The organism is Streptomyces sp. YS415 (genome assembly GCF_023544665.1).
Lineage (GTDB): Bacteria > Actinomycetota > Actinomycetes > Streptomycetales > Streptomycetaceae > Streptomyces.
Genome location: NZ_JAMJFL010000004.1, coordinates 173,436 through 196,350, shown reverse-complemented (window position 1 = coordinate 196,350; position 22,915 = coordinate 173,436). Strand labels below are relative to the sequence as shown.

At 71.6% G+C, this 22,915-nt stretch carries 26 protein-coding genes; 16 read left to right on the top strand and 10 right to left on the bottom strand.

Translation table 11 applies throughout. The features are described 5' to 3' along the window. Positions 1-186: 186 nt before the first annotated feature. From M8H82_RS07215 to M8H82_RS07200, 4 genes are all read left to right on the top strand, one after another. Positions 187-2,529, top strand: coding sequence for a SpoIIE family protein phosphatase (locus M8H82_RS07215; RefSeq protein WP_250071629.1), 2,343 nt, complete (start codon positions 187-189; stop codon positions 2,527-2,529). A 73-nt stretch (positions 2,530-2,602) separates the two neighbouring features. Then, on the top strand, positions 2,603-3,070 hold the full coding sequence (locus tag M8H82_RS07210; RefSeq protein ID WP_250071628.1) for a MarR family winged helix-turn-helix transcriptional regulator: 468 nt from the start codon (positions 2,603-2,605) through the stop codon (positions 3,068-3,070). Positions 3,071-3,113: 43 nt separating this feature from the next. Continuing rightward, positions 3,114-4,103, top strand: a complete 990-nt coding sequence (locus M8H82_RS07205) for a pirin family protein (protein ID WP_250071627.1) — start codon at positions 3,114-3,116, stop codon at positions 4,101-4,103. Positions 4,104-4,190: 87 nt separating this feature from the next. Beyond that, positions 4,191-4,625, top strand: a complete 435-nt coding sequence (locus M8H82_RS07200) for a tetratricopeptide repeat protein (protein ID WP_250071626.1) — start codon at positions 4,191-4,193, stop codon at positions 4,623-4,625. A 7-nt stretch (positions 4,626-4,632) separates the two neighbouring features. Here M8H82_RS07200 and M8H82_RS07195 read toward each other — a convergent pair whose 3' ends face one another. Continuing rightward, positions 4,633-5,343 carry an NAD(P)-dependent oxidoreductase gene (locus M8H82_RS07195; RefSeq protein ID WP_250071625.1) on the bottom strand — a complete coding sequence of 237 codons (711 nt, stop codon included), beginning with the start codon at positions 5,341-5,343 and terminating at the stop codon, positions 4,633-4,635. Positions 5,344-5,425: 82 nt separating this feature from the next. Here M8H82_RS07195 and M8H82_RS07190 point away from each other — a divergent pair, with 82 nt between their 5' ends. Then, a complete protein-coding gene (locus M8H82_RS07190) occupies positions 5,426-6,121 on the top strand; it encodes a TetR/AcrR family transcriptional regulator (protein WP_250071624.1) in 696 nt (231 codons plus the stop codon). A gap of 5 nt (positions 6,122-6,126) precedes the next feature. Here M8H82_RS07190 and M8H82_RS07185 read toward each other — a convergent pair whose 3' ends face one another. Beyond that, entirely contained in the window at positions 6,127-6,834 is a 708-nt protein-coding gene (locus tag M8H82_RS07185) for a DUF4328 domain-containing protein (protein WP_250071623.1), read from the bottom strand. Between the two features lie 170 nt (positions 6,835-7,004). On the opposite strand from M8H82_RS07185, the gene M8H82_RS07180 reads away from it, so the two are divergent. Further along, positions 7,005-7,898: an oxygenase MpaB family protein gene (locus M8H82_RS07180; RefSeq protein WP_250071622.1), complete on the top strand. Its 894-nt coding sequence runs from the start codon at positions 7,005-7,007 to the stop codon at positions 7,896-7,898. 282 nt (positions 7,899-8,180) lie between these two features. On the opposite strand, the gene M8H82_RS07175 is transcribed toward M8H82_RS07180, so the two are convergent. Beyond that, positions 8,181-8,351 (bottom strand): hypothetical protein, encoded by a 171-nt coding sequence (locus M8H82_RS07175; protein WP_250071621.1) that lies wholly within the window; start codon positions 8,349-8,351, stop codon positions 8,181-8,183. 717 nt (positions 8,352-9,068) lie between these two features. On the opposite strand from M8H82_RS07175, the gene M8H82_RS07165 reads away from it, so the two are divergent. The 3 genes from M8H82_RS07165 (at position 9,069) to M8H82_RS07155 (ending at position 12,472) form a co-directional block, all read left to right on the top strand. Further along, positions 9,069-10,178: an ABC transporter substrate-binding protein gene (locus M8H82_RS07165; RefSeq protein ID WP_250071619.1), complete on the top strand. Its 1,110-nt coding sequence runs from the start codon at positions 9,069-9,071 to the stop codon at positions 10,176-10,178. A gap of 81 nt (positions 10,179-10,259) precedes the next feature. Beyond that, positions 10,260-11,075: an SAM-dependent methyltransferase gene (locus M8H82_RS07160; RefSeq protein WP_250071618.1), complete on the top strand. Its 816-nt coding sequence runs from the start codon at positions 10,260-10,262 to the stop codon at positions 11,073-11,075. Positions 11,076-11,407: 332 nt separating this feature from the next. Beyond that, complete coding sequence (locus tag M8H82_RS07155; RefSeq protein WP_250071759.1) at positions 11,408-12,472, top strand: N-acetylmuramoyl-L-alanine amidase; 1,065 nt, start codon at positions 11,408-11,410, stop codon at positions 12,470-12,472. 40 nt (positions 12,473-12,512) lie between these two features. Here M8H82_RS07155 and M8H82_RS07150 read toward each other — a convergent pair whose 3' ends face one another. Further along, positions 12,513-12,872, bottom strand: a complete 360-nt coding sequence (locus tag M8H82_RS07150) for a hypothetical protein (RefSeq protein WP_250071617.1) — start codon at positions 12,870-12,872, stop codon at positions 12,513-12,515. A gap of 137 nt (positions 12,873-13,009) precedes the next feature. Between M8H82_RS07150 and M8H82_RS07145 the strand changes: the two genes are divergently transcribed. Then, complete coding sequence (locus M8H82_RS07145; protein ID WP_250071616.1) at positions 13,010-13,564, top strand: hypothetical protein; 555 nt, start codon at positions 13,010-13,012, stop codon at positions 13,562-13,564. A gap of 93 nt (positions 13,565-13,657) precedes the next feature. Next, a complete protein-coding gene (locus M8H82_RS07140) occupies positions 13,658-14,131 on the top strand; it encodes a DUF6174 domain-containing protein (protein ID WP_250071615.1) in 474 nt (157 codons plus the stop codon). 33 nt (positions 14,132-14,164) lie between these two features. Here M8H82_RS07140 and M8H82_RS07135 read toward each other — a convergent pair whose 3' ends face one another. Next, a complete protein-coding gene (locus M8H82_RS07135) occupies positions 14,165-14,620 on the bottom strand; it encodes a hypothetical protein (RefSeq protein WP_250071614.1) in 456 nt (151 codons plus the stop codon). A 136-nt stretch (positions 14,621-14,756) separates the two neighbouring features. Here M8H82_RS07135 and M8H82_RS07130 point away from each other — a divergent pair, with 136 nt between their 5' ends. Then, positions 14,757-15,470 (top strand): VOC family protein, encoded by a 714-nt coding sequence (locus tag M8H82_RS07130; protein ID WP_250071613.1) that lies wholly within the window; start codon positions 14,757-14,759, stop codon positions 15,468-15,470. 68 nt (positions 15,471-15,538) lie between these two features. After that, positions 15,539-16,093: a YciI family protein gene (locus tag M8H82_RS07125; protein WP_250071612.1), complete on the top strand. Its 555-nt coding sequence runs from the start codon at positions 15,539-15,541 to the stop codon at positions 16,091-16,093. Positions 16,094-16,137: 44 nt separating this feature from the next. Here M8H82_RS07125 and M8H82_RS07120 read toward each other — a convergent pair whose 3' ends face one another. Then, positions 16,138-16,371: a hypothetical protein gene (locus M8H82_RS07120; RefSeq protein ID WP_250071611.1), complete on the bottom strand. Its 234-nt coding sequence runs from the start codon at positions 16,369-16,371 to the stop codon at positions 16,138-16,140. 123 nt (positions 16,372-16,494) lie between these two features. Between M8H82_RS07120 and M8H82_RS07115 the strand changes: the two genes are divergently transcribed. Further along, the gene (locus M8H82_RS07115) at positions 16,495-17,142 is read left to right on the top strand and encodes a DUF1707 domain-containing protein (RefSeq protein WP_250071610.1); all 648 of its coding nucleotides are present in this window, start codon (positions 16,495-16,497) and stop codon (positions 17,140-17,142) included. A gap of 22 nt (positions 17,143-17,164) precedes the next feature. Here M8H82_RS07115 and M8H82_RS07110 read toward each other — a convergent pair whose 3' ends face one another. Then, complete coding sequence (locus M8H82_RS07110) at positions 17,165-17,437, bottom strand: hypothetical protein (RefSeq protein WP_250071609.1); 273 nt, start codon at positions 17,435-17,437, stop codon at positions 17,165-17,167. Between the two features lie 128 nt (positions 17,438-17,565). Here M8H82_RS07110 and M8H82_RS07105 point away from each other — a divergent pair, with 128 nt between their 5' ends. Then, positions 17,566-18,459, top strand: a complete 894-nt coding sequence (locus M8H82_RS07105) for a phosphorothioated DNA-binding restriction endonuclease (protein WP_250071608.1) — start codon at positions 17,566-17,568, stop codon at positions 18,457-18,459. On the opposite strand, the gene M8H82_RS07100 is transcribed toward M8H82_RS07105, so the two are convergent. Together M8H82_RS07100 and M8H82_RS07095 are read right to left on the bottom strand one after the other, a co-directional pair. Next, positions 18,460-19,107, bottom strand: coding sequence for a hypothetical protein (locus M8H82_RS07100; RefSeq protein WP_250071607.1), 648 nt, complete (start codon positions 19,105-19,107; stop codon positions 18,460-18,462). Between the two features lie 34 nt (positions 19,108-19,141). Further along, positions 19,142-20,149, bottom strand: coding sequence for an alpha/beta fold hydrolase (locus M8H82_RS07095; protein ID WP_250071606.1), 1,008 nt, complete (start codon positions 20,147-20,149; stop codon positions 19,142-19,144). Between the two features lie 238 nt (positions 20,150-20,387). Between M8H82_RS07095 and M8H82_RS07090 the strand changes: the two genes are divergently transcribed. Further along, entirely contained in the window at positions 20,388-21,098 is a 711-nt protein-coding gene (locus M8H82_RS07090; RefSeq protein ID WP_250071605.1) for a DinB family protein, read from the top strand. A gap of 97 nt (positions 21,099-21,195) precedes the next feature. On the opposite strand, the gene M8H82_RS07085 is transcribed toward M8H82_RS07090, so the two are convergent. Beyond that, positions 21,196-22,899 carry a DEAD/DEAH box helicase gene (locus tag M8H82_RS07085; RefSeq protein ID WP_250071604.1) on the bottom strand — a complete coding sequence of 568 codons (1,704 nt, stop codon included), beginning with the start codon at positions 22,897-22,899 and terminating at the stop codon, positions 21,196-21,198. Positions 22,900-22,915: the final 16 nt, after the last annotated feature.

Here is a 22,915-nt window from a genome sequence, read left to right as displayed (position 1 = left end):
CATCACGGAGGGCCTGTGCCGCAGGGCACCGAGCCGCGCCGACGGGGATGTGTCCACGGCCCGGCCGATGGATATGTCCACTTCCGTTCCGGCACCTTCGTCGCCTCACCCCATCGGCCGGGAACGCCGATAATGGGAACTGTCTCCCGGTGGACCACAGCGCCGCGCCGCCGAGAGAGGAGTGCCATGAGCGGACCCAGCGACCACGCCGACCGCGGTTCCTCGGCCCTCGACGCCCTCGCCACCGCCGTACTCGGCGAAGGCGGCGCCATCCTGCGGTGGTCGCGGGAAGCGGCGCGGCTCCTGGGGTACGAGGCCGCCGAGGTCCTGGAACGCCCCGTGCGGGAACTCATCGAGGACAGGGCGGCACCCGGCCGGGCCAGGCTCAGGCACCGCAACGGCGGGACGGTCGACGTCACCTACCGTGTGCTCCGGCCCGCGGACTCCGCCGAGCTGCTGGTCGTGGCCGCGCCCACGCGGCGGCTCGAGGAGCAGGAGCTGGGCGCCTCGCTGCTGCGGGCGTTGCTCTCCCAGGACGGCATGGGTGTCGCCGTCCACGGCCCCGATCTGGCCGTGCTGCACGCCAACGGGTCACCCATGATGTCCGGCATCCCGCACGGCGGCGAGCCGGTGGACGACTCCGCCGTAGAGGCCTCGCTGCGCCAGGTGCTGGATTCCGGGAAGCCGCTGGTCGGCGCGGTGCGGCGGATGCGGAGCCCGGGGGCCCGCTTGCGGGAGCGGACCCTGGGGATGTCGGCGCTGCCCCTGACGGACGAAGACGGGCGCCCGACGGGTGTCGCCGCCCTGTACACGGAGGCCGCCGAGCAGCAGCCGGCCCGGCATCACCTGGACCTGCTCAGAGGCGCCGCGACCCGTATCGGCGCCTCGCTCGACGTCACGCGGACGGCACAGCAGCTGGCGGAGGCGGTCGCCCCCGGCCTCGGGGACCTGGGGATCGTCGACCTGGCCGAGGCCGTGCTGGACGGGGACGAGCCCCCGAGGCTGGTCGGCGGCGGCGATCTGCATGTGCTGTCCGTGGCCTCGTCGACCGGTGAATGGCCCGCCCACATCGGCCCGGGGCAGCCGTTGCCGCCGCTGCCCGACCATCCGACCCTGCGCGCCATCCAGAACGGCGAGACGGTCGTCATGACCCGCGCCGAGGCCGTCGCCGCCCTCGGCGACCCCCGCCTGGCCGCGGACATGCTGCCCGCCTCGTTCCACTCGATGATGATCTCCCCGCTGTACGCCCGCGGCCTCGTCCTCGGTGGCCTCCAGGTCTGGCGGATCACCGACCCGACCCCCTTCACCGGCGAGGACGTCGACCTGGTGACGGAGGTCGCCTCCCGGGGCGCCCTCGCCATCGACAACGCCCGTCGCTACACCCGCGAGCACCGGGCGGCCGCCGCCCTGCAGCAGAGCCTGCTGCCCCGGGCGACGACCGACACCCCGGCGGCCGAGACAGCCGGGACCTACCGCCCGGCGGGCGGCGGAGCCGAGATCGGCGGCGACTGGTTCGACGCGATCCCGCTGCCCTCCCTGCGGCTGGCGCTGGTCGTCGGGGACGTCGCCGGGCACGGCCTGCACGCCGCCGCCAGGATGGGCCGCCTGCGCGCAGCCATCCACACCCTCGCCGACCTCGAACTCGACCCCGGCGAACTCCTCACCCGGCTCGACGCCCTCGTCCGCCGCCTCGCCGCGGAGGCGCCCCCGCAGGACCAGGACACCCTCACCGCCACCTGCCTCTACGCCGTCTACGACCCGGTCAGCCGCCAGTGTTCCGTCGCCAGCGCGGGGCACCCCGCACCGGTGGTCGTCCGGCCGGACGGCACCGAGCAGGAGCTGACGGTGCGGCCCGGTCCGCCGCTCGGGGTCGGCGGTCTGCCGTTCGAGATCACCACGGTCACCGTCGAACCCGGCAGCCTCCTCGCCCTCTACACCAAGGGGCTGGTGGACGCCGGGGCCCCCGGCCTCGACACCGGTCTGCGCCGGCTGACGGACGCGCTCACCGCGTACGCCTCCTCCGGCGCTCCCCTTGACGAGGCGGGCCGCTCCGTCCTGACCGGCATCGGTGAACCACCGGGCCGCGAGGACACCGCGCTGCTGCTGGCCCGTACCCGTGCCGTGCCCAGCGAGCACACCGCGAGCTGGATCTTCCCGGCCGACCCGACGATCGTGGGCCGGGCGCGGGAGGAGGCCGCCGACCGGCTGGCGGCGTGGGGTCTGGACGACCTCGCCTTCACCACCGAGCTCGTGGTCAGCGAACTGATCACCAACGCCGTCCGCTACGCCGGCGGCCCCGTCGAGCTGCGACTGATCCGGGAGGACGTCCTGATCTGCGAAGTCACCGACCCGAGCAACACCCAGCCCCGGCTGCGACGGGCCCGCACCACGGACGAGGGCGGCCGGGGCCTGTTCCTGGTGGCGCAGCTGACCTCCCGCTGGGGCTGCCGTTACGGCGGGACGGGGAAGACCATCTGGACCGAGCAGCCCTTGACCACCGCTGCGCCCTGGATGGCCGGCCTCGTGTGACGGGCTGCGGCGATCACCGGGCTTTGGATGATGGGTCAACTGGTGATGGATCAACTACGACTAGACTTTCGGCATGACTGACACGGTGCGCTGGCTGACGGCGGACGAGCAGCACGCCTGGCGGAGCTTCGTGCGCCTGCAGGAGCGGCTCGGCGGCCGGCTGGCCCGCCGGCTCCAGGCGGACGCCAAGCTGTCGGCCGCCGACTTCCAGGTGCTGGTCCATTTGACCGACGTACCCGAAGGGCGCCGGCGCTTCCTGGATCTCTCCCGGGCACTCGAATGGGAGAAGAGCCGGATGTCGCACCACATCGCCCGGATGGCGAAGCGCGGCCTGGTGACCCGCGAGGAGTGCCCGGAGGACGGTCGCGGAGCGTTCGTGGTGATCACTCCGGCCGGCCGCGAGGCCATCGAGGCGGCGGCCCCGCTGCACGTCGAGGCGGTGCGCGCGCTGTTCCTCGACCACGTGACCCCGGCGGAGCTCAGGACGCTGGCGCGGATCTCCGAGCGGGTCGTCGCGCACCTCGACGAGGAACCGGCGTGACGATGACCGACCGCAACGAACGAACGAGTGGGAGATGGACCCGGTGAGCAATGTGGAAGCCGAACCCGCGGCGGTGCGCTGCGGCGCACTCGTCGACGACAGCCGGCCGGCCGGGGCGGCGCGCGTCGACGTGCTCTCCGCCCGCGAGGTCCCGCTCGGCGGCCCGCGCGCGATGACCGTACGGCGCACCCTGCCCCAGCGCGCCCGGACCCTGATCGGCGCCTGGTGCTTCGCCGACCACTACGGCCCGGACGACGTCGCCACGACCGACGGCATGCGGGTTCCGCCGCATCCGCACACCGGCCTGCAGACGGTCAGCTGGCTGTTCAGCGGCGAGATCGAGCACCGCGACAGCCTCGGCTCCCACGCCCTCGTTCGGCCCGGCGAGATGAACCTCATGACGGGCGGCCACGGCATCGCCCACTCCGAGGTCTCGACGCCCCGCACGACCGTCCTGCACGGCGTGCAGCTCTGGGTCGCCCTCCCCGAGGAGCACCGGAACACCGCCCGCGACTTCCAGCACCACGTCCCCGAACCCCGCTTCGTCGACGGCGCCGAGATCAGGGTCTTCCTCGGCTCGCTCGCCTCGGTCACCTCCCCGGTGCGGACCTTCACGCCCCTGCTCGGCGCCGAGATCACCCTCGCGCCGCGGGCCACGCTCACCCTCGCCGTCGACGCCGGCTTCGAGCACGGCCTGCTCGTGGACAGCGGGGACGTCAGCGTGGCCGGCACGCCGCTGCACCGGGCGGAGCTGGGGTACGTCCACCCAGGCGTCGACACCCTCACCCTGGTCAACGAGTCCGAGGAGCCGGCGCGGACGGTCCTGCTCGGGGGAGTGCCGTTCGAGGAGGAGATCGTCATGTGGTGGAACTTCGTCGGCCGCAGCCATGACGACATCGCCCGGGCCCGTGAGGACTGGGAAGCCTCCTCGGACCGCTTCGGCGAGGTGGCGGGCTACCCCGGCGACCGGCTCCCCGCCCCCGCCCTGCCGCACGCCACCATCACGCCGCGCCGGAACCCGCCGCGCCACTGACCGGCGTAGCACCGGAATACGACCGCACGGGCCTGCGTTGACGCGCGTGGTTGATGTATCAACCTCACCGATGCGAGGACCGAGGACATGACGACCGAGCGTTTCAACGAGTACGCCGCCCACGACGGAGTCGCGCCCGACCGCTGGGCCAGCGCCCTGCACCTGTTCGACAACGGCGTAGGCGTCCCGCGCGAGGAAACGGTGCTCGAGCGCTGGGAGAGGGCCCAACTCCTGTTCGAGGCCAAGGACTACATCGGCGCCGCCCGTCTCCTCGCCGACGTCGTCGAGGAGGTCCCCGAGCAGACCGGTCCCCGTCTCCTCCTGGCCCGCGCCTACTACCACTCCGCGCAACTGGGGCGCGCGGAGGAGCAGTTGCGCCGGATCATCGACCGCGACCCGGTCGAGCACTACGCCCACCTGATGCTGGGCCGGACCCTGGAGCGTCAGGGCCGTCGTGCGGAGGCGGCGCCCTGGCTGCGGATGGCCGCGGCGTTCGCGGGCGAACTGCCCGCGCAGGACTGAGTGTTCTTCACTGGGCGCGCTTGCCGGTGTGTGCGAGGGCGCTCTCGGTTCGGCAGCCGACGATGGCCGGGGCCTCCTGGACCAGGCCATCGTCGGTCAGCGCCTCGACCATGAACAGGGCGAAGTCCACCCGGCGGGTCAGGTTGCTGGCCAGCACCGGATCCCCCACATGCCGGCTCCACACGGGCAGGCCCTGACTCTCCCCCTCCTCCAGGGAACTGCCGCGCACCACGGTCCACCGGGTCTCGCTGGCGAAGATGCGCCGACAGGCCTCGACCTGGTCGTCGAGCTCGACGGCCCGGACGAGCTTCGCCAGGACGGCGGCGATCCGTACCCCGGTCCTGAACAGCCATGAGTACGTGTCCTTGCCGTCGCGCGTGATGTGCCAGCCGCAGGAGAACACCAGCCGCGCACCCGGCCGGGCGTGGTCGAGCACCGCCTGGGCCGTACCGGACGAGTACTGCCGCACACCCCAGGGCACCAGCACCGTCAGCACCCCGTCGCACCCGGCGACCGCCTTCCGGATCACCTCGCGGTCGTCCGTGGGCCCGGGCACGAGGGTGATCCGCCCCTCGAACTCGGCCAGCTTCGGGACGCTGCCCTCCCGGCAGACGCCCACCACCTCGTAGCCGCGGCCCAGCGCGTGCCGGACCATGTAGCGCCCGAGCTTCCCGGAAGCTCCGACGATGCAGACCTTCCCCATCCGATCCGTGCCCATCGCGCAGCCCTTTCACCGGTCCTGCCTTACGTTGTAAGGAAGGTAGCCTTATGCCGTAAGGCAGTCAATGGAGGAGGGGCGGATGCCCAAGGCGGGCAAGGCGGGCAAGGCGGGCAAGGACGGCGTGCGCGTCCCGCTCAGCCGGGAGCGAGTGATCCGTACGGCCGTGGCGGTGGCGGACGGGAAGGGGTCGGCCGCGCTCACCATGCGGGCCATCGCCGAACCCCTGGGCGTCGAGGCGATGTCGCTCTACCACCATGTGAAGGGCCGGGAGGACATCCTCGACGGCATGGTGGACACGGTGTTCGCCGAGATCGACCTGCCGCCGCGCGACACCGACTGGAAGAGCGGCATGCGGCACCGCGCGCTCTCGGTCCGCGCCGCCCTCAAGCGCCACCCGTGGGCCATCGGCCTGATGGACTCCCGCTCCCGGCCCGGCCCCGCGACCCTGCGCCACCACGACGCCGTCATCGGAGCGCTGCGCGCCGGAGGGCTCTCCGTCCCGATGACGGCCCACGCCGTCTCACTGATCGACAGCTACGTGTACGGCTTCGTGCTCCAGGAACTGAGCCTGCCCTTCACGGGCGACGGCGACCTGGACGAGGTGGCGGGCGCCATCATCGGCGACATGCCCGCCGACGCCTACCCCCACCTCACCGAAATCGCCACCGAACACGTCCTCAAGCCCGGCTACGACTACGCCGACGAGTTCGTCTACGGACTCGACCTGATCCTCGACGCCCTGGGTGCCCGAGGGAACCCCGGCCCGCACAGCTGACGCGGCTACACCGTGGCGAGATACGGGCCCTGCGTGACCTTCCGGTCCCGCATGGCCGTCAGCCGCACCGCGAAGAACACGGCGGCACCCGCCGCGAGGATCTCCAGGCTGTCGCAGACCAGGTACAGCCGGACCGCGTCGCGCAGCTCCGTGAGGTTGTCGGCCGTGTCGAACCGCATGGCGGCGTACCGGCTGAACAGCACGTTGGAGACGAACAAGCCCCACCAGAGGTTCACCGGCCACAGTGGCGCCCGGTACGCCTGTCCGCCGGTCGGCAGCGGTGAGGCGGCGCCCCACATGTCAAAGGCGATGCGATACGGCAGCCAGAAGTGCGCGATCGGGATGAACCAGGATCCGATCGCCCAGCCCGTACCGTGGCGGAACCGGTCCGGGGCCAGCGGGCCGGTGGCGCGGCGCATTCCGAGGAACCAGAACAGGAACACGACGGCACAGGCCAGGTAGGCCCCGCCCTGGAACCTTCCGGCCTTCTCGTACAGCGACAACGCGCTGTGGAGTTCCGCCTGCGGGGCGGTGAGGAAGCCGGAGTCGCCGTCGATGACGCCGTGCAGCGCCACCCCCGCGAACACAGCGAACGCAGCGCTGAGTGCCGTCCCCGCGAGCGCTGCCAACAGCGTGATGAGCATCCAGGGCGAGGGGCGCGCGATCCGCTGGGGGAGCGGCGCGTGCGGACGTGGACTATCGAACAAGGTCATGACGTGCGGCCCCCAGCGAGGAAAAGAACATGTGACGCCCCGCGGAAGATCGCGTGCGGAGGCACGATACAACCGGCGGCGCTGTGGAAGCTCCCTCCGGAGCAGGTCCGGCAACTGGGCGGAAAATCCGCGGACGTATATTTCAGGTGTCATGACGCGCGGAGGCACTGATGGGCATACGGGACCGGATCGCCGACGAGCTCAAGGCGACCGTGCACGGCGGTGATCTCAAGCTGGAGCGCTATGCGGGGCCGCCCGGTGATCCCGGGCTCTTCGGTATCGCCCCGGGCAGCCCGGCGTGGCGGGTGCACGGGCATCCGACCGGAATGCTCACCGGCGGCTTCGCCGCGCTCATGCTCCAGTCGCTGCACCCGCTGGCGATGGCCGGCGTCGACCAGCACTCGGACTTCCGGACCGACCCCGTCGGCCGCCTCACCCGCACCGCGCGGTTCATCACCACCACGACCTTCGGCTCGCAGCAGGCGGCGCGGCAAGTGATCGACGTCGTACGGCGGATCCACACCCGGGTGCGCGGCACGGCACCGGACGGGCGGCCCTACCGCGCGGACGACCCGGCCCTGCTGACCTGGGTGCACACCGCCGAGGTGTACAGCTTCCTGAGGGGCTATCAGGTGTATGCGCGGCGCGGTGACCGTCTCACCCCGGCCGAATGCGACACCTACTTCGCGCAAGTCGCCCCCGTGGCGGAGGCCTTGGGCGCGGAGCACGTACCGCGCACCGCAGCTGACGTCACGCGCTACCTGGCCGGCATGCGGCCCGAACTCCACGTGACGCCCGCCGCGTCGGAGGCCATGCGGTTCCTGCGGGGCTTCGGCCGCAATCGGCGGGAGCGACTGGTCGCGGGCCTGTTGATGAACGCCTCGCTGGGCCTGCTCCCGGCCTGGGCGCGGACCGAACTCGGCATCCGGCGCCCCGCCTTGGCCCGCGCCGCCGTGGACCGGCCGCTGGCCACCGCGGTCGGCCGCGGCCTGGAGTGGGCGCGCGGCCCGTCCCCGATCCAGGAGGCGGCACGCACCCGTCTGGCAGCCGTCACGGGCAGCTGAGCGGGGCTAGAGCCCCCGCCTTCGCCGCGCCCATCCCACACCGAGGGCGATCAGGCCGACGACGGTCACCACGATCGCTCCCAGGACCGCCGTCACCACGGCCGCGATCACAAAGATCACCCACCACGGTCCTCCGTCCTCCACCGCCACCTCCACGGATCACCCCAACACGGCGACGCGGTCCGCCACCGACAACACCGTGCCGCAATCAGCGCACTCCGCTTGCCCGAACAGATACGGCATCCGCTGAGCAAGCACCGACTGCCCGTCGCGAGGGCCTGTTCACGCAACCGTCCGGCCAGGCCCTCCAGTTCCGCCGGGGAGTCCGCTCGACCTGCCCAGGGCGTAGTCATCGCTGCAGGAGAAGAAGCCGTCCTCGCCCATCACGACGAACAGGTTCACCCCGCAGTAAGGGCAGTCGACCTCGTACTCGCCCTGCGCCAGGTTGTCCAAGCGCTCGTCCCGGACCGCCACGATCGGGCCCGCCGCGAACAGCGCCCAGTGCCGCTCGTCCGGCTCTCGGCCCGCCGCGAAAGGCGGTGTCGAGCATCCGGCACAGCCGGTCCATCAGCTCGGACCAGACACCCCGTGGGTCGGCCTCGAACCGGTCGAGCAGCGCGGGCACACCGTCCGCGGAGCCGTACGCATCACTCAGCTCCGCCCAATCAGCCATACCGAGATCCAAGCAGACGGCCGGCCCCGCCGACGAAGGAGGCCTCAGTGGCGAGCGCGACGTTCCGCCGCGGCATGCCACCACCCCGGCGGAGACGGCCCTACGGCCGTGGCGGAGGGCTGCTCGGGATGGAGCCCCAGCTTGCGCAGCGCATCGGCCCGGACGCTCACCTCGTACCGTCCCCACCAGTGGCCATCGGGCCCTATACCGCAGGCCAGACCCCACCGGATCTGTTCCGGCCCGAAGGGCATCCAGTCGACACCCCGCTCGCGCAGTCAACCGCGGACGGCCGCCATCGGGTGGGGGCAGCCAGCAGGTTGGCATAAGAGGCGATGCTGATCCACATGTCGCTGGTGCTTTCCATGCCACCCATGATGCCGGGGCCCGCTGCAGAAACGCCCCGTTCCAGGCGTCGAAGGGCGTCACCCGGCTCGGCTACGCTCGGCGCATCTGATGATCACGCGGGAACCGAATCGCCGCTCGGGGGACGCTCACGCATGCACACGCCAGATGAATCAGCCGTCCGGATCGGCGCGCTCGCTCCGCTGACCCGGCCGGGCTGGGTGGAAGCAGGCCAACACCTGCTGGCCGGATTCGAGTTGGCCGCCCGTGAGGTCAATGACGGCGGTGGCATCGGAGGCAGGCCCCTCGAACTGGTGGTCCGGGACACCGCGGCCGACCCCAAGAGGGCCGTGGCGGCCGTGGAGGAACTGGCCGGCCTGGGAGTCGCCGCGCTGGCGGGGGAGTACCACAGCGTCGTCGCCCGTGCCTCCGCCACCAGCGCCGACGCCCTCGGCCTGCCGTTCCTCTGCACGTCCTCGGTGCTCGACGCGCTCACCGAACAGCCCACGGAGTGGGTCGCGCGCCTGTCCCCGCCGCAGTCCCGCGGCTGGCGGACCTACGCCGACTTCCTCCTCGGCGCGGGCCACAGCCGCATCGCCGTGGCGACCCAGCCGAGCGTCTACTGGGCCACCGGCACCCGCATCCTGCGGGACCACCTCACCGCACGCGGCGGCCGGGTCACCGAACTCGACATGAGCGCACTCACGCCCGCCGCGGTCTGCGACGCCCTCGCCGAGACCGGCGCCACGGCCCTCCTCCTGCTGGTCGGCCACCCGGAGCCGGCCGTACCCCTCGTCAAGGCCGTCCGCCGGGACCAGCGCCTCGCCGAGGTCCTGATCGGCGCCCCGGCCGGGCAGCCGGAGTTCGCCGAATGGGCCACGCTGCTGGGCGGGGACGGCGCCGGGATCCCGTTCCTGCGCTACCTGCCCGAGCGCCTCACCCCGCTCGGTGCGCGCGTCGGGACGGCCCTGCGTGAGCGGCTGGCCCTCGCGCCCTCCTTCGTCGCCTTCGAGGGCTACGACACCATCGCCGTCCTCGCCGAGGTCATGCGGTCGCACGGCACGGACAGGAAGCGGATCGCCGGGGCCTGGCCGAGCGTCGCGGTCGACGGCACTCGCGGACGGATCGAGTTCTCCCGCACGGCGGACATCAGCGTCTGGCAGTGGGCCCGGCCGCCGATCCAGGTCGTGGACCGGGACCCGGCGCGACCGGATCGCTTCCGGGTCCTGCACACCGGCCGCGACACCCCGTGCCCGAAAAGCTGAACCGGTGGGCATGCGACGGGTGTTCGGACGTAGGTTGTGCGGTGAAAGATCCACGCCTTGGTTGAAGGACGGACCCGCCTCATGAATGACCCTGTGACGATGCCCGAACCGGCGGAGCATCAGAAGATCGACACGTCCGTTCCGCACTCGGCCCGCATCTGGAACTACTGGCTGGGCGGCAAGGACAACTACCCCGTCGACGAGGAGGCCGGCGACGCGTACACCGCGGTCTTCCCCGGCATCGTCACCATCGCCCGGTCCAGCCGTGCCTTCCTGCGCCGCAACATCACCCACCTCGTCTCCGAGGCGGGAATCCGGCAGTTCCTGGACGTCGGCACCGGCCTGCCGACCGCCCAGAACACCCACGAGGTGGCCCAGCAACTCGCCCCCGAGGCGCGGATCGTGTACGTCGACAACGACCCGATGGTCCTCGCGCACGCCCGCGCCCTGCTCTACTCGACCCCCGAGGGCGCGACCGCGTACATCGACGCCAATGTGACGGACCCCGACCGCATCCTCGAGGCCGCCGCCGCGACCCTGGACTTCGACCGCCCCACCGGCCTGATCCTCAGCAACATCCTGGGTCACGTCGCCGATTACGACCAGGCCCGCTCCCTCGTCACCCGGCTGATGGACGCCCTGCCGTCGGGCAGCTACCTCTCCATCAATGACGGATCCCGCGGCATCGACCCGGACTTCGAGCAGGCCCAGGACGCCTACAACAACAGCGGCGCCGTCCCGTACAACCTGCGCAGCGTCGAGGAGATCACCGGCTTCTTCGACGGCCTGGAGCTCATCGAGCCCGGCGTCGTCCCGGTCACCCAGTGGCGCCCGGAGCCCGGGGAGTCCGCCCCGGACGTCATCGCCGAGCACGGCGGTCTCGCCCGGAAGCCGTAGCGGCGCGTCGCAGCAGCACAGGTGGCGCCAGGGGTGACCCTGGCGCCCGTGATCCCGATTCAGCCGTACGAGGGATGGGCGGCGCCCCCGCATCGGGATTCACTGGTGATGACAGTTTTCTCCGGCCTGATCGGGAGAGACGGAATCCGTGATCCTGATGGCGCAGATCGATCCCCCCGGCCTCGTGGCCGCGGCCTGCTCGGCGTGGCCCCGACCCGTAGGGGGCAAGAACCTTCGCGGTGAACCGGTGTCCCGTCGGCCTGACTTGGGCGGGTGAACCGGTGCGCGTGGACCGAGACAGCCACGGCCCCGCCGAGATCGGAGGACTGACCATGGCCGCTCCCCTCAAAGCCGACCGGCTGGTCGCGGCACTGCGTGCCGAAGGCTGTGCCGTCCGTGAAGTCGGCGGATGGCGGACCAACAACCGTAATCATGTGGGCCCTTGGGGGCCGGTGCACGGCGTGATGATCCATCACACGGTGACCGGACCGAGCACGGACGTGGTGCACCTGATCTTCCACGGCCACAGCGCCCTGCCCGGCCCGCTGGCCACCGGCTGCATCACCAAGGACGGCACCGTCCACCTCACCGGCAACGGCCGCGCCAACCATGCCGGCGGCGGCGACCCCGACGTACTCGCCGCGGTGATCAACGAGTCGTACGGCGCCCGCCCGCCCGCCACCAACGAGCACCAGGACAGTGCGGGAGCCGTGGACGGCAACAGCCGCTTCTACGGCTGGGAGTGCGAGAACGAGGGCGACGGCCGGGATCCGTGGCCGCGTGCCCAGTACGTCGCCATGGTCAAGGCCACCGCAGGGATCTGCCGTGCGCACGGCTGGAGCGCGAAGAGCGCGATCGGCCACCTGGAGTGGTCGGACCAGAAGCCCGACCCGCGCGGCTTCGACATGAAGGACTTCCGCAGCGACCTCGCCGTATGCCTGGGCCTGCCGGCCGGCGTATGGGAAGGAGAGGACGACCCCATGCCCCAGTACGTCAACCTCGGCCTGGCGGCGCCGTACCAACTGGCGCCGGGCGCCTGGGACTCCGTTGAGCTGACCGCCGAGTGGACCGACGAACCGGGCGGCCACGGCGAGGGCGGCAGCGTCTTCGTGCGGGGCCCGGCCCGCTTCACCGGCTCCCTCAGCCTGCGCTTCGATGGCCTGCCCGACCGGGGTGTGGTCCAGGCCCGGATGGCGGAGTTCGAGGGCGCGGAGCACCGCACGGACCATCCGATCGACGAGATAGTGGGAACCGGGGGCGACACGTTCGCCGTCGTGCCGCTGACCAAGCGCCTGGCGTCGGGCCGGAGCATGCGTGTGCGGCTCCTGAACCAGGCCGACGTGCCGATCACCGTCGCCAGCGCGGTCGTCTCCGTGCTCGTCTGGAAGGAAGGCTGACCCGGACGGACCGAGCGGCGCTGCGGCGCAGCGCGATGTCTCAGGCCTGGATGAGTCGCTCGGCGGGCCCGGCCTCGTCCTCCCGGACGACGCCGGGCCCCGCGACCTTCAGGTGCCAGCGCGTGGTGACCCCGTCCGGGCCGTCCAGGCAGGCCCGGGCCAGTCCCGCGTCGATCCGGCCGCGGACCTCGGCCTCGGCCGCCGGCTCGGCGGCGAAGAGCACACGCAGGCGGACCTCCCCGCCGACCCGTTCCGCCGCGGTGTGGTGCGGCGCGAGGGGGCACGGCGGCTCGTGCTCCCAGTGCCCGCACAGCGCGACCGTGATCGCTGCTCCCGGGGCTCCTGCGTCGCCGTCCGGGGCCATGCCGACCACCGCTTCGTGGACGAATGCCTGGCGCACAGGGCAAGTATCCAACAGGAGCAGCGTCCACCCGGCGCGAACCGGCCCCGCATCGGAATTCGGCAGACCCCCGCCCCGCAGGCGGGCTACTGTACGGACGCGGCGCACTGCTCACGGTAGGTTCGAGGAGGAGTCCTGTGTCATCGCCCTGCGACCCCCAGTACGCACCTGTCGGCGATGTGGACGCAGCGCTCATGATGGTCGACTCCCGCCTCAGAGCCATCTACGACGCCAGGACCTCGTCCGACGCCGAGACCTCGACCGACGCCGAACAGCAGGCGCTGACCGACCAGTTCGCTGCGTCCCTGGGACCCGACGGGGTCGCCGACCTGCTCGACGGCGCCTGCACCCTGATCTACATGTACATGCAGTGGCTGCGGAGGGCGTACGAGGACCACGACAAGGACGTCATCGAGCGCGTGGTGCCGAATGTCGTGGCTTCGATGCGCATGATGCCGCGGAGCATCCGCCCGGAGGCCATCCCCACCATGGCCGGCCTGATCGTCGCCGCGGGCATGGGGCTGAGCCCCAGCCTGTGGCGCAAGCGGTACGGGGACTGGACCGAGGACGAGATGAATCCCCTCGAAGCCACCGCCTTCCTGCTCGCGGAGCACATCAACCGGCTCACCGACGACCGCGACTTCGCCACCCGCCTGATCACCGAAGCGCTGTCCCGGGCGGACGAACGCTGACGGCCCCTCGCCCGGCTGGGTGGCCGGGCGGCTGAACGTTCTGCCCTCGACCGGCGTCGTAGCAGCAGGAACCGTGTCGAAGGGACCGTCACCATGAAGCCCGCACTCCTGCGCGCCGTCCGTGCCGCCGCAACCGCCGTACTGGCGGGGGCCCTCCTGTCCATGACGGCCGCCTGCGGAACGGAGGGGGAGAACACCGGCCGAGCGGCGCCGGCCCGAGCGGACTGGGAAGAGCCCGCCGCATACGCCTACACGCTGGAGTCGACGCAGGGCGAGCGCTCACTGCTCGGCACGTTCCGCGTGACGGTCCGGGACGGTGCCGTGGCCAAGGCGGTCGGACTCGACGACAGCGCACGACGCCTGGTCGCCGGTTCTCCCGATCAAGTCCCCACGATCGGCGCCCTCCTGGCCGAACTGAACCAGGCCCGGAAGGAGAACGCGGACCAGGCGCAAGCCGAGTACGCGGCCGACGGCCACCCGGAACGCATCACCATCGACTGGCTGGAGAACGCGATCGACGACGAGGCGCTGTACGTCATCAGCGACTACCGGCAGACGGCGGAGTAGGCGGGGTCCGACGGATGGGCGCACTCCGAGCCGCTACGACGAGCCTGGCGCCGGTCCCACCCCCTGAAGCCGTCGGACCGTCCCGCCGAGTCTGTCGCGGAAGGCCCCGAGCAGCTCCGGTCTCGCGCTGAGCACCCAGCGCGGGCCGACCAGATGGGTGCCACCGTAGACGCGGGCGGAGTCCAGCCACGTCTCCTTGTACTTCTCCTCGGGGAAGGTGGTGATGAGCCAGTCGGCCTTCTTCGTGCGGCACACGCCTTGACGCAGCTCATCGGCCTCGATCCGGATCTTCGCCTCGCAACCGGTGAGACCCGCGATCACTTCGACCTTGGCCGGCGCGACGACTTCCGCGGCCGGGGCGGCGGACACCGCCGACGACCTGGAAGCGTCGCCCTCACCCCCACAGCCCGCGATCACCGGAAGGGCCGCCAGACCAGCGACGACGACCAGGCGCCGCCGGGATGCTCCCCGCACTCGCTGCTCGGCCATGCCACCTCACCCTGTCCCGTACTGATCGTCGACGGTGAGGAGTACGGAGCGAGGCGGGGGGCCGTTCACGGCTGAGCAAGGGAATCCCGTGCTCTCCTCCTCCCCGTCAGTAATCAATTTTGACTAGACTCACGACATGGACGAAAAGACGATTCCGATCCTCCCGTGCCGCACCCTCCCACCCGTGCTCGACTTCTATACCGCCCTCGGCTTCGAGGTGACCTTCCAGCAGCGAAGTCCCAACCCCTTCGCGGTCGTCGAACGCGGCGGTATCCAGCTGCAGTTCTTCGGGATGAAGCAGTACGAGCCGACCCAGTCGTTCAGTACCTGCTACGTGCTGACCGGCGACGTCGACGGCCTCCACGAGGCCTTCCGGGCCGGCCTCAAGGCCGCCTACGGGAAGGTCCCCACGCGTGGGCTTCCCCGCCTCGGGCCACTGAAGGACATGTCGTACGGCGTACGGCAGTTCCTCATGACGGATCCCGGCGGCAACTGCATCCGCGTCGGTCAGCCCACGAGCGACGACCCGCACCACCGGCCCGCGCCCGAGGAGACTTTCGCGCGCGCCCTGCATCACGCCGCCCTGCTCGCCGACTCGAAGGACGACCCCGCGAGCGCCGCGAAGGTCATCGACCGCGCACTGGGGCTGCCGGACGAACAACCGACGCGGGTGCAGCTGTTGCAGCTCCTGGTGCTGCGGGCGGATGTCGCCGGGCGGCTCGAGGACGGCGAGACCATGGCGTCCGCGCTCACCCGGGCCGAGGCCCTTCGCCTCACCGCCGAGGAGCAGCACGCGGCCCGGGACGCCCTGACCCGCCTCCAAGATCTACGCTCCAGCGAGGAGGCGTGAAGCCGCTGTCGTGCATCGCCGCCAAAGTCGGTTGATGCCGTCCGAGTAGTGGGAGAGGCTCTGCGGCCATGGAGTACTTCTGCTACCACCGCGACCGGCCCGGCTCACTCCCCTTGCGCGAGAAGCTGCTGGAAGAGCACTGGTCGTACATGGACGGGTACGCGGCGCGGATGATCGCACGCGGCCCGACCTTCGCCGAGGACGGCCTCGCGCCGAGCGGCAGCGTGCACATCGTCGATCTGCCCGATGCCGCCGCGGCCCGCGCGTTCGCCTTCGACGAGCCCACCTACCAGGCCGGCGTGTACCGGGATGTGCTGGTGCGCCGTTGGCGGAACCTGCTCGGGCGCACGATGTGGGAGTTCCCCGGCGGCCGGGACGGCGGCAACCGGTACCTGGTGCTCGGCCTCGGCGAAGGGGAGGGCGCAGACCTCACCGTGCCGGCCGACCGAGGGGACGACCTGATCGCCTACGGACCTCTCCTGTCCGACGACGGCGCCACCTGGCTCGGCACTGCGGCGCTGCTCAGGGCTCCCGACCAGGCTGCGGCACGCGCCGTCCTCACCCCGGGCCGGTATGCCGCCATCGAGGTCCACGACTGGCAGTTCGGCGGGCGGGAGGAGTGACCCGTGCGGTGGGCGGCTCCTGAGGGCCCGGGGAAGCGTCCCGCCTACTCGATGTGCCCGGTGGCCGGGTCGACTTGGGCGAGGAAGTCCCGTACGGCTTCTTCCAGCTCGGCCTGACCGACCGGAGCCGGGGGATGGGTCTGGAAGCCGAAGCCGTACTGCGGATCGGGTCCAGTCAGCCAGCTGAGGTCGTAGGAGCCCGGTCTGTCGTACGGCTGGACGACCTCGAACTCCTCGCCGTCGACCGTGATCCGGGTCCGCTCGCCTTCCGCGGGCATGTGCAGGCTCCTTTCCCCGCGGCGAGCCTACGTCACCGCTGGCGCGAACTGACCGGCGTTAGTCTTCTCCTGGCGTCGCTGCCCGCGTCGCGCGAGACGCTTCGACAGGATCAGGACGGAAGCATGTCGGGAGAGATGTCGCCCACCGGGAAGCGCTCCGGGCCCGGCTCGTCGCCCGAGCTGCGCGCCTCTCACGCGGACCGCGACCGCGTGGTGGAGGTGCTGCGGATCGCGGCGGGGGACGGCCTGCTGACCGCCGAGGAGCTGGACGAGCGTCTGGAGGCCGCCCTGTCGGCCCGGACGCTGAACGACTTGATCCCGCTCACCGCCGACCTGCCGCCCGTGTCGGCCACGGCCGGGGTGGCCGGGGTGCAGGTCAAGGACGTCGTCCGCATCGAACAGGTGCACAGTGGCGCGGTCGAGCGCACGGGGCGCTGGGTGGTGCCGCGGCGGCTGGAGCTCGCGGTGACGTTCTGCGACGTGACGCTCGACTTCAGTGACGCCGTTATCACACAGGACACCCTGCGGATCGACGTGGCCATGACGGGGAAGACCCTGACGCTGATCACACCACCGGGCGTCGTGGTCGACACCGACGGTCTGCAACTGGTGCACAGCAGGATCAAGGACCGTCGCGGGGCGGCGGATGCCGCTGCGCCGGTCGTCCTGCGGGTGGAGCTCGTCGGCCAGAAGGTTCACGGCCCCGTGGTCGTGCGGCCCCCGCGCAGGACCCTCGGGCAGTGGCTGCAGCGCAGGCCGGCGGGCGCTTGAGGCCGACGCCGGCCTTTGGGAACTAGCCCGCTTTCCGCACTGCCTGCGCCACCTCGGACTCCACGCCGCCGAGGGACGCACCCTGCTCCTTCGCGTACTCCGTGATGGCGGTATGGGCGTCGCGCTCAAGGTCCCGCCAGGCCCGCCAGGCGGTGTCGTACGTCTGCCGCTGCATCCCGGACCAGCCGCCGATCTGGGTCGCGGGCCCGTACTGCACCAGCAGCGCCTCGACCCGGCGATGCGCCTCGTCCGCGGCGCGCTGCTTCTCGATCAGCTCCTCGAAGGTGTGTGCCACTACATGAGCGTAAGAAGCGTCGCCCGTTATCGCGCGCCGAGCGTCGCGGCGCCGGCTTCCAGGCGACGGCGCACCTGTCTGTAACATCCGTTAGATTCCCTAATTGATCGCCACTACGATCACCGCCCATGGACTGGCTCGAACGCACCGCGAAGCTCAGACAGTGGGCGAGAAACGGGACGCGTGCTCCCCATAAGCCGCTGCTGCTCCTGTACGCCCTCGGCCGCTTCCAGGAGGACGCCGAGGGTGAGCTCCGGTACAGCGCGGTGGAGGAGGACCTGCAGCGGCTCCTGACGGAGTACGGCCCGCCCCACAGGACGACACCGGCCTATCCGTTCCACCACCTGGTCAGCGACGGCGTATGGGAGGTGCGCACCGACCGCGGACCCGGCAGCCCAGGCCCCCGGCTGCGGGAACTGAGGGAAACGCATGCCGCCGGACGCCTCGCCCCCGAACTGAGATCGGCCCTGCGACGGGACCCCCACCTGCTCGTCCGCATCGCACGAGTACTCCTCGACCTGCACTTCCCGCCCTCGCTGCACGGCGAGTTGTGCGAGGCAGTCGGACTGGAGCTGGAGCCCGCGGAGACCGAACTTCTCACGCCCGCACGGCGACAACGGGACCGGCGCATGAGGGAACTGGTCCTGACCGCTTACGAGTACCGGTGTGCCTTTTGCGGCTACGACGGCAGGATCGGGACGGTCCCGGTCGGTCTGGAGGCGGCGCACGTGCGGTGGTGGGCGTTCGACGGCCCCGACGAGATCGAGAACGGCCTCTGTCTGTGCTCGCTGCACCACAAGCTCTTCGACAAGGGAGTCCTCGGCGTCGGCGGCGGGCACCGGATCCTGGTCTCGCAAGGTTTCGTCGGCCACAGCCCCGCGGCCCGCGAGCACGTCATAGCCCTCGCCGGCCGCCCGCTCGTCGGCGCGCAGCCGGGCATACGCCCCGTGGCGGACACCCATCGCGACTGGCACACCCGGCAGGTCTTCCACGGCAGTCCGCGCCCTGCCGCCGCGCCCTGATCAGCGAGGCGCGCCGTACCAGCGCCACTCGGTCCGGCGGGCCCGGTGGGGGAGTTCCGTGCGACCGGTGGCCCAGAGCAGGGTGGGCCAGGGGGCTGTGTCGGTCGGGGCGTCGGGGAAGAGGCGGGCGAGCACGCGGTCGCACAGGTCGGCCGGAGGTGTCCAGTCCACGCCCAGCCCTTCGGCGACGTCGTGGGTGTGCACCAGGGTCTCGACGACGCCCATCGCGGCGAACCCCTCCGGATCCGCCGCGCCGAAGATGTGATGCGCTCGGACCGTCGGGGCGGTGGTGCTGACCATGGCCGTCAGCAAGGCGCCGCACGCTTCCAGGACTTGGAGCAGGCCGGCCGGCCCGGCCGTCCGGTCCGCGAAGACGGAGTTCGCGGGCCCGCCCGGCCGGTGGCGGGTCCAGGCGAAGGGGACGTGGGTGTCCAAGGGCGGTGTGGTGGGGCCCAGTTGGACGGCGTAGGCGAACAGGTCATCGGCGAGATGCTCGACGGTCTCCCAGCAATCCCACTCCAGGGAACCGGCCTTCACGCTCCAGTCCGCCCCCTCGGCGCCCCGCAGCGCGGCGACCGCCAGACGCACGGCGTGCTCGACGTCGGCCGCGGTCACCGGCGCGCCGGCTGATCTCTGTCCTTCAGTCATCCCGGGACGGTATCAATGATCACCAACCGCTGCCCTACTGGCGGGTAGCCTCGGCCGGTTCGTCTCCCGGGAGTGCGGCGAGCCACTCGGTGAGGATCCGGTTGACCTCGCCGGGGCGTTCCTGTTGGATCCAGTGACCGCAGCCCTCCAGAAGGTGGGACGAGACCAGGCCCGGCAAGGTGTCCGGGTACGCCTTGATCGCGTCGGCCAGCCAGGTCGTCGACGCATCGCGCGTGCCACCGGCGAACAGGGACGGCTGACCGATGGGGGCGCCCTCGAACGCGGCGAGGTCCTTCCAGTCGCGGTCCATGTTCCGGTACCGGTTGAGCGCTCCGGTCAGACTGGTCCGTTCGAACTCCTCTGCGTAGAAGTCGAGTTCGCGCTCGTCCAGCCACTCGGGCAACCGCCCGGCGGAGAAGCGGTCACGCAACGTCCCGCCCTTGCTGACGAAGTGCGGATCGGGAGCACCCGGCCCGGGCATGGTGTCGGCGGACAGAGCCGCGTAGAAGCCCGCGAGCCAGCCTCGTACGTCGGGCTCGATCTCGGCCTCGGCACGGCCCGGCTCCTGGAAGTACGAGGCGTAGAACTCCTCGTCCCCGCCCATTCCGGCGAAGACGTCGCTGGGACGGACGCTGCCGCGCGGTGTGTAGGGGACGCTCAGCAATCCGACCGCGCGGAAGACCTCGGGCCGGAGCAGGGCGGAGTTGGCGGCGATGGTCGCGCCCCAGTCGTGGCCGACGATGATCGCGGATTCCTCGCCGAGGGCGTGCACGACGCAGACGTTGTCCGCGACGAGTTCGAGCATCCGGTACGCGTCCGTCGCGGACGGCTTGGACGAACGGCCGTACCCGCGTACGTCGAGGGCGACCGCCCGGTACCCCGCCGCCGCGAGCGCCGGCAACTGGTGCCGCCAGGAGTACCAGGACTCCGGGAAGCCGTGCACGAGCAGGACCAGCGGCCCGGCGCCCTGTTCCGCGAGGTGGATACGGCCCGCCGGCGACGGGACCAGCCGATGGGTGATCTGTGAGGCGTGCTGGGGCATGCGTGTCCTCCAGGACCGTCGGTCGGGCGCGTCGGCACGGCCCCTTCCGCCCTACCGTCGCCTCAACCCCGATCATGCGCAGGGGCGGGCTGTTGCAACGAGTGCGTTTGCCGGTTCGGCAAATCTCGCCGGCGGATGGTCCTGCCAGGAGGAAATCGGCTCGCCCGCCCCACGCGGGCGGCGCTAGGCTCCCGGCGCCACATCAGAGGTACGCCACGCGACCGCGAGGGGAGCCGGCATGGAGATCTCGGGTATACGGACGGACCGTTTGGGCCTGCTGATCGACCAGTTCGACCGTGCCAGGGAGATGGCCGAGGTACGGCTGAGGGGGCTCGGGAACGAGGAGTACCTGTGGGAGCCGGTGCCCGACTGCTGGTCGATCCGGCGCCGGGCAGAGGCGGTGACCCCGAGGGCGTTCGGGCCGGGCGAGTGGGTCCTCGACCGAGGCGCTCCGGACATCCCGGCGAACGAGTACGAGGAGGTGGCCCGGCAGGCGGCCGGCGGTATGAGCGTCGCCAAGATCGCCGAGGACTGGAGCGTGAGTGTCGAGCGGGTGGAGGAGATCCTCCGCTTCACCGGCCCGCCCGTGCCCGACGCGGCACCGGTCACGACCATCGCCTGGCGGCTGGGACACCTGCACTTCTGCTTCGCCGGCACCTGGGAGTGGACCTTCGGCGAGCGCCGCCGGGAGCCGATGTCACTGGTCGACTTCACCCCGTCCGCCGCGGCGGCGGTCGAGGGATTCTGGACGCTGATGGACCGCTGGCGAAGCAGTGTCGCCGCCCTGACCGACGACCAGCTCGACACGGTCGGCCTCTCGCAGTACCCGTACGGCTCCGACCCCGACGAGCCGTTCGTCAGCGTGCTGTGGGGCTCCAACCTCGAGTTCATCCACCACATGGCCGAGATCGCCCTCCTCCGCGACCTGTGGCAGGCCCGCAGCACGTAGGCACGGAGTTCGCCCCCGACACGTCATAGGGGGTGGCGCAGGCGAGGGCTGAGCCCGGCGCGCCTGTGCCACCCCCTGTGGGTGTCTCGTGGAGTCCCTAGGACGCAGGATTCCGGCGGGCGCCGCGGCTGCCGCGGTTGCCCGTGTTGCCGTTGCCGCCGGTGCCCCCGGCGGACGTCGACCGGCGGCCGGAGCCGTGGGCCGCCTTGCCGGAGGCGGATGCCTTCGCCGTACCGCCCGCGGTGCCACGGCCTCCCGCGGTCCTGGCTTCGGACCCGCGGCCCCCTGCGGTGCCGGTGGCGGCGGAGCCGGCGCGGCGGGCCGTGCCGCGACCGCCGGACGTGGCAGCACCGGTCCCCGCAGACGCACTCTTCTGGGTGCGACGGTCCGTTCCGTTCGCGGCGCCGGTCGTCGCTGCCGCCCGGGGGCCGCCACGGCGGCTGCGGGCGGACCGCTTGCCGGGCTCGGCGGTGGCCTTCCGGGCCGGGGGTGCCGCCGGCTGGGGGATCTCGATGGTGACGGGGACGCCGGACGGCTCGCGGGCACCGGTGATGGTGGCCAGAGCCGCGTCGCTGGAGGTGACGCGGGCCGTGCGGGGGCGGATGCCCGCGTTCGACATGAGCAGCGTGACGTCGCGCTTCTGCTCGGGCAGGACCAGCGTGACCACGCTGCCGGAACCACCGGCGCGGGCCGTGCGGCCGCCGCGGTGGACGTAGTCCTTGTGGTCGGTGGGCGGATCGACGTTCACGACCAGGTCGAGGTCGTCGACATGTATGCCGCGGGCGGCGACGTTCGTCGCGACGAGGGCGGTGACGTGCCCGGTCTTGAACTGTTCCAGGGTGCGGTTGCGCTGCGGCTGGGAGCGGCCGCCGTGCAGGGCGGCCGCGCGGACACCGACGGCCAGCAGCCGCTTGGTGAGCCGGTCGGCGGACCGCTTGGTGTCGAGGAAGAGGATGACCCGGCCGTCGCGGGCCGCGATGCGCGTGGTGACGGCCTTCTTGTCGGTCTCGTCCAACACGTGGAGCACGTGGTGCTCCATGGTGGTGACCGCACCCGCGGACGGGTCCACGGAGTGCACCACGGGGTCGGTGAGGAACCGCTGCACCAGGCGGTCGATGTTGCGGTCCAGGGTGGCCGAGAAGAGCATGCGCTGTCCGTCGGGCCGCACCTGCTGGATCAGTTTGGTGATCTGCGGCAGGAAGCCCATGTCGGTCATCTGGTCGGCTTCGTCCAGCACCGTGATGCCGACGCTGCCGAGCACGCAGTCCCCGCGCTCCACCAGGTCGTTGAGGCGGCCCGGAGTGGCCACGAGCACCTCGGCGCCGCGCCGGAGCGCATTGGCCTGCTTGGTGATGGACAGGCCGCCGACGACGGTGGTCAGGCGCAGGTTCACCGCCGTCGCGTAGGGCGTCAGCGCGTCCGTCACCTGCTGGGCGAGCTCACGGGTGGGCACCAGCACGAGAGCGAGGGGGGCCTTGGGCTCCGCGCGCTGTCCGGCCGTACGGGCCAGCAGGGCGAGCCCGAAGGCGAGGGTCTTGCCGGAGCCGGTGCGTCCGCGGCCCAGCAGGTCGCGGCCGGCGATCGAGTTCGGCAGCGTGGCGGCCTGGATGGGGAAGGGGGTGGTGACACCTTGCGCGGTGAGGGTCTTCAGCAGTCCCGCGGGCATGTCCAGACCGGCGAAGTCCTCGACGGCGGGCAGGGCGGGTGTCGTGTTTTCCGGCAGCCGGAATTCCCTGGGCGACGACGTGGACGGCACGGGTGACGAGACGCGCCGGTTCGACTTCTGGGGCCTACGGGACATGCAGTTCTTTGCCTTC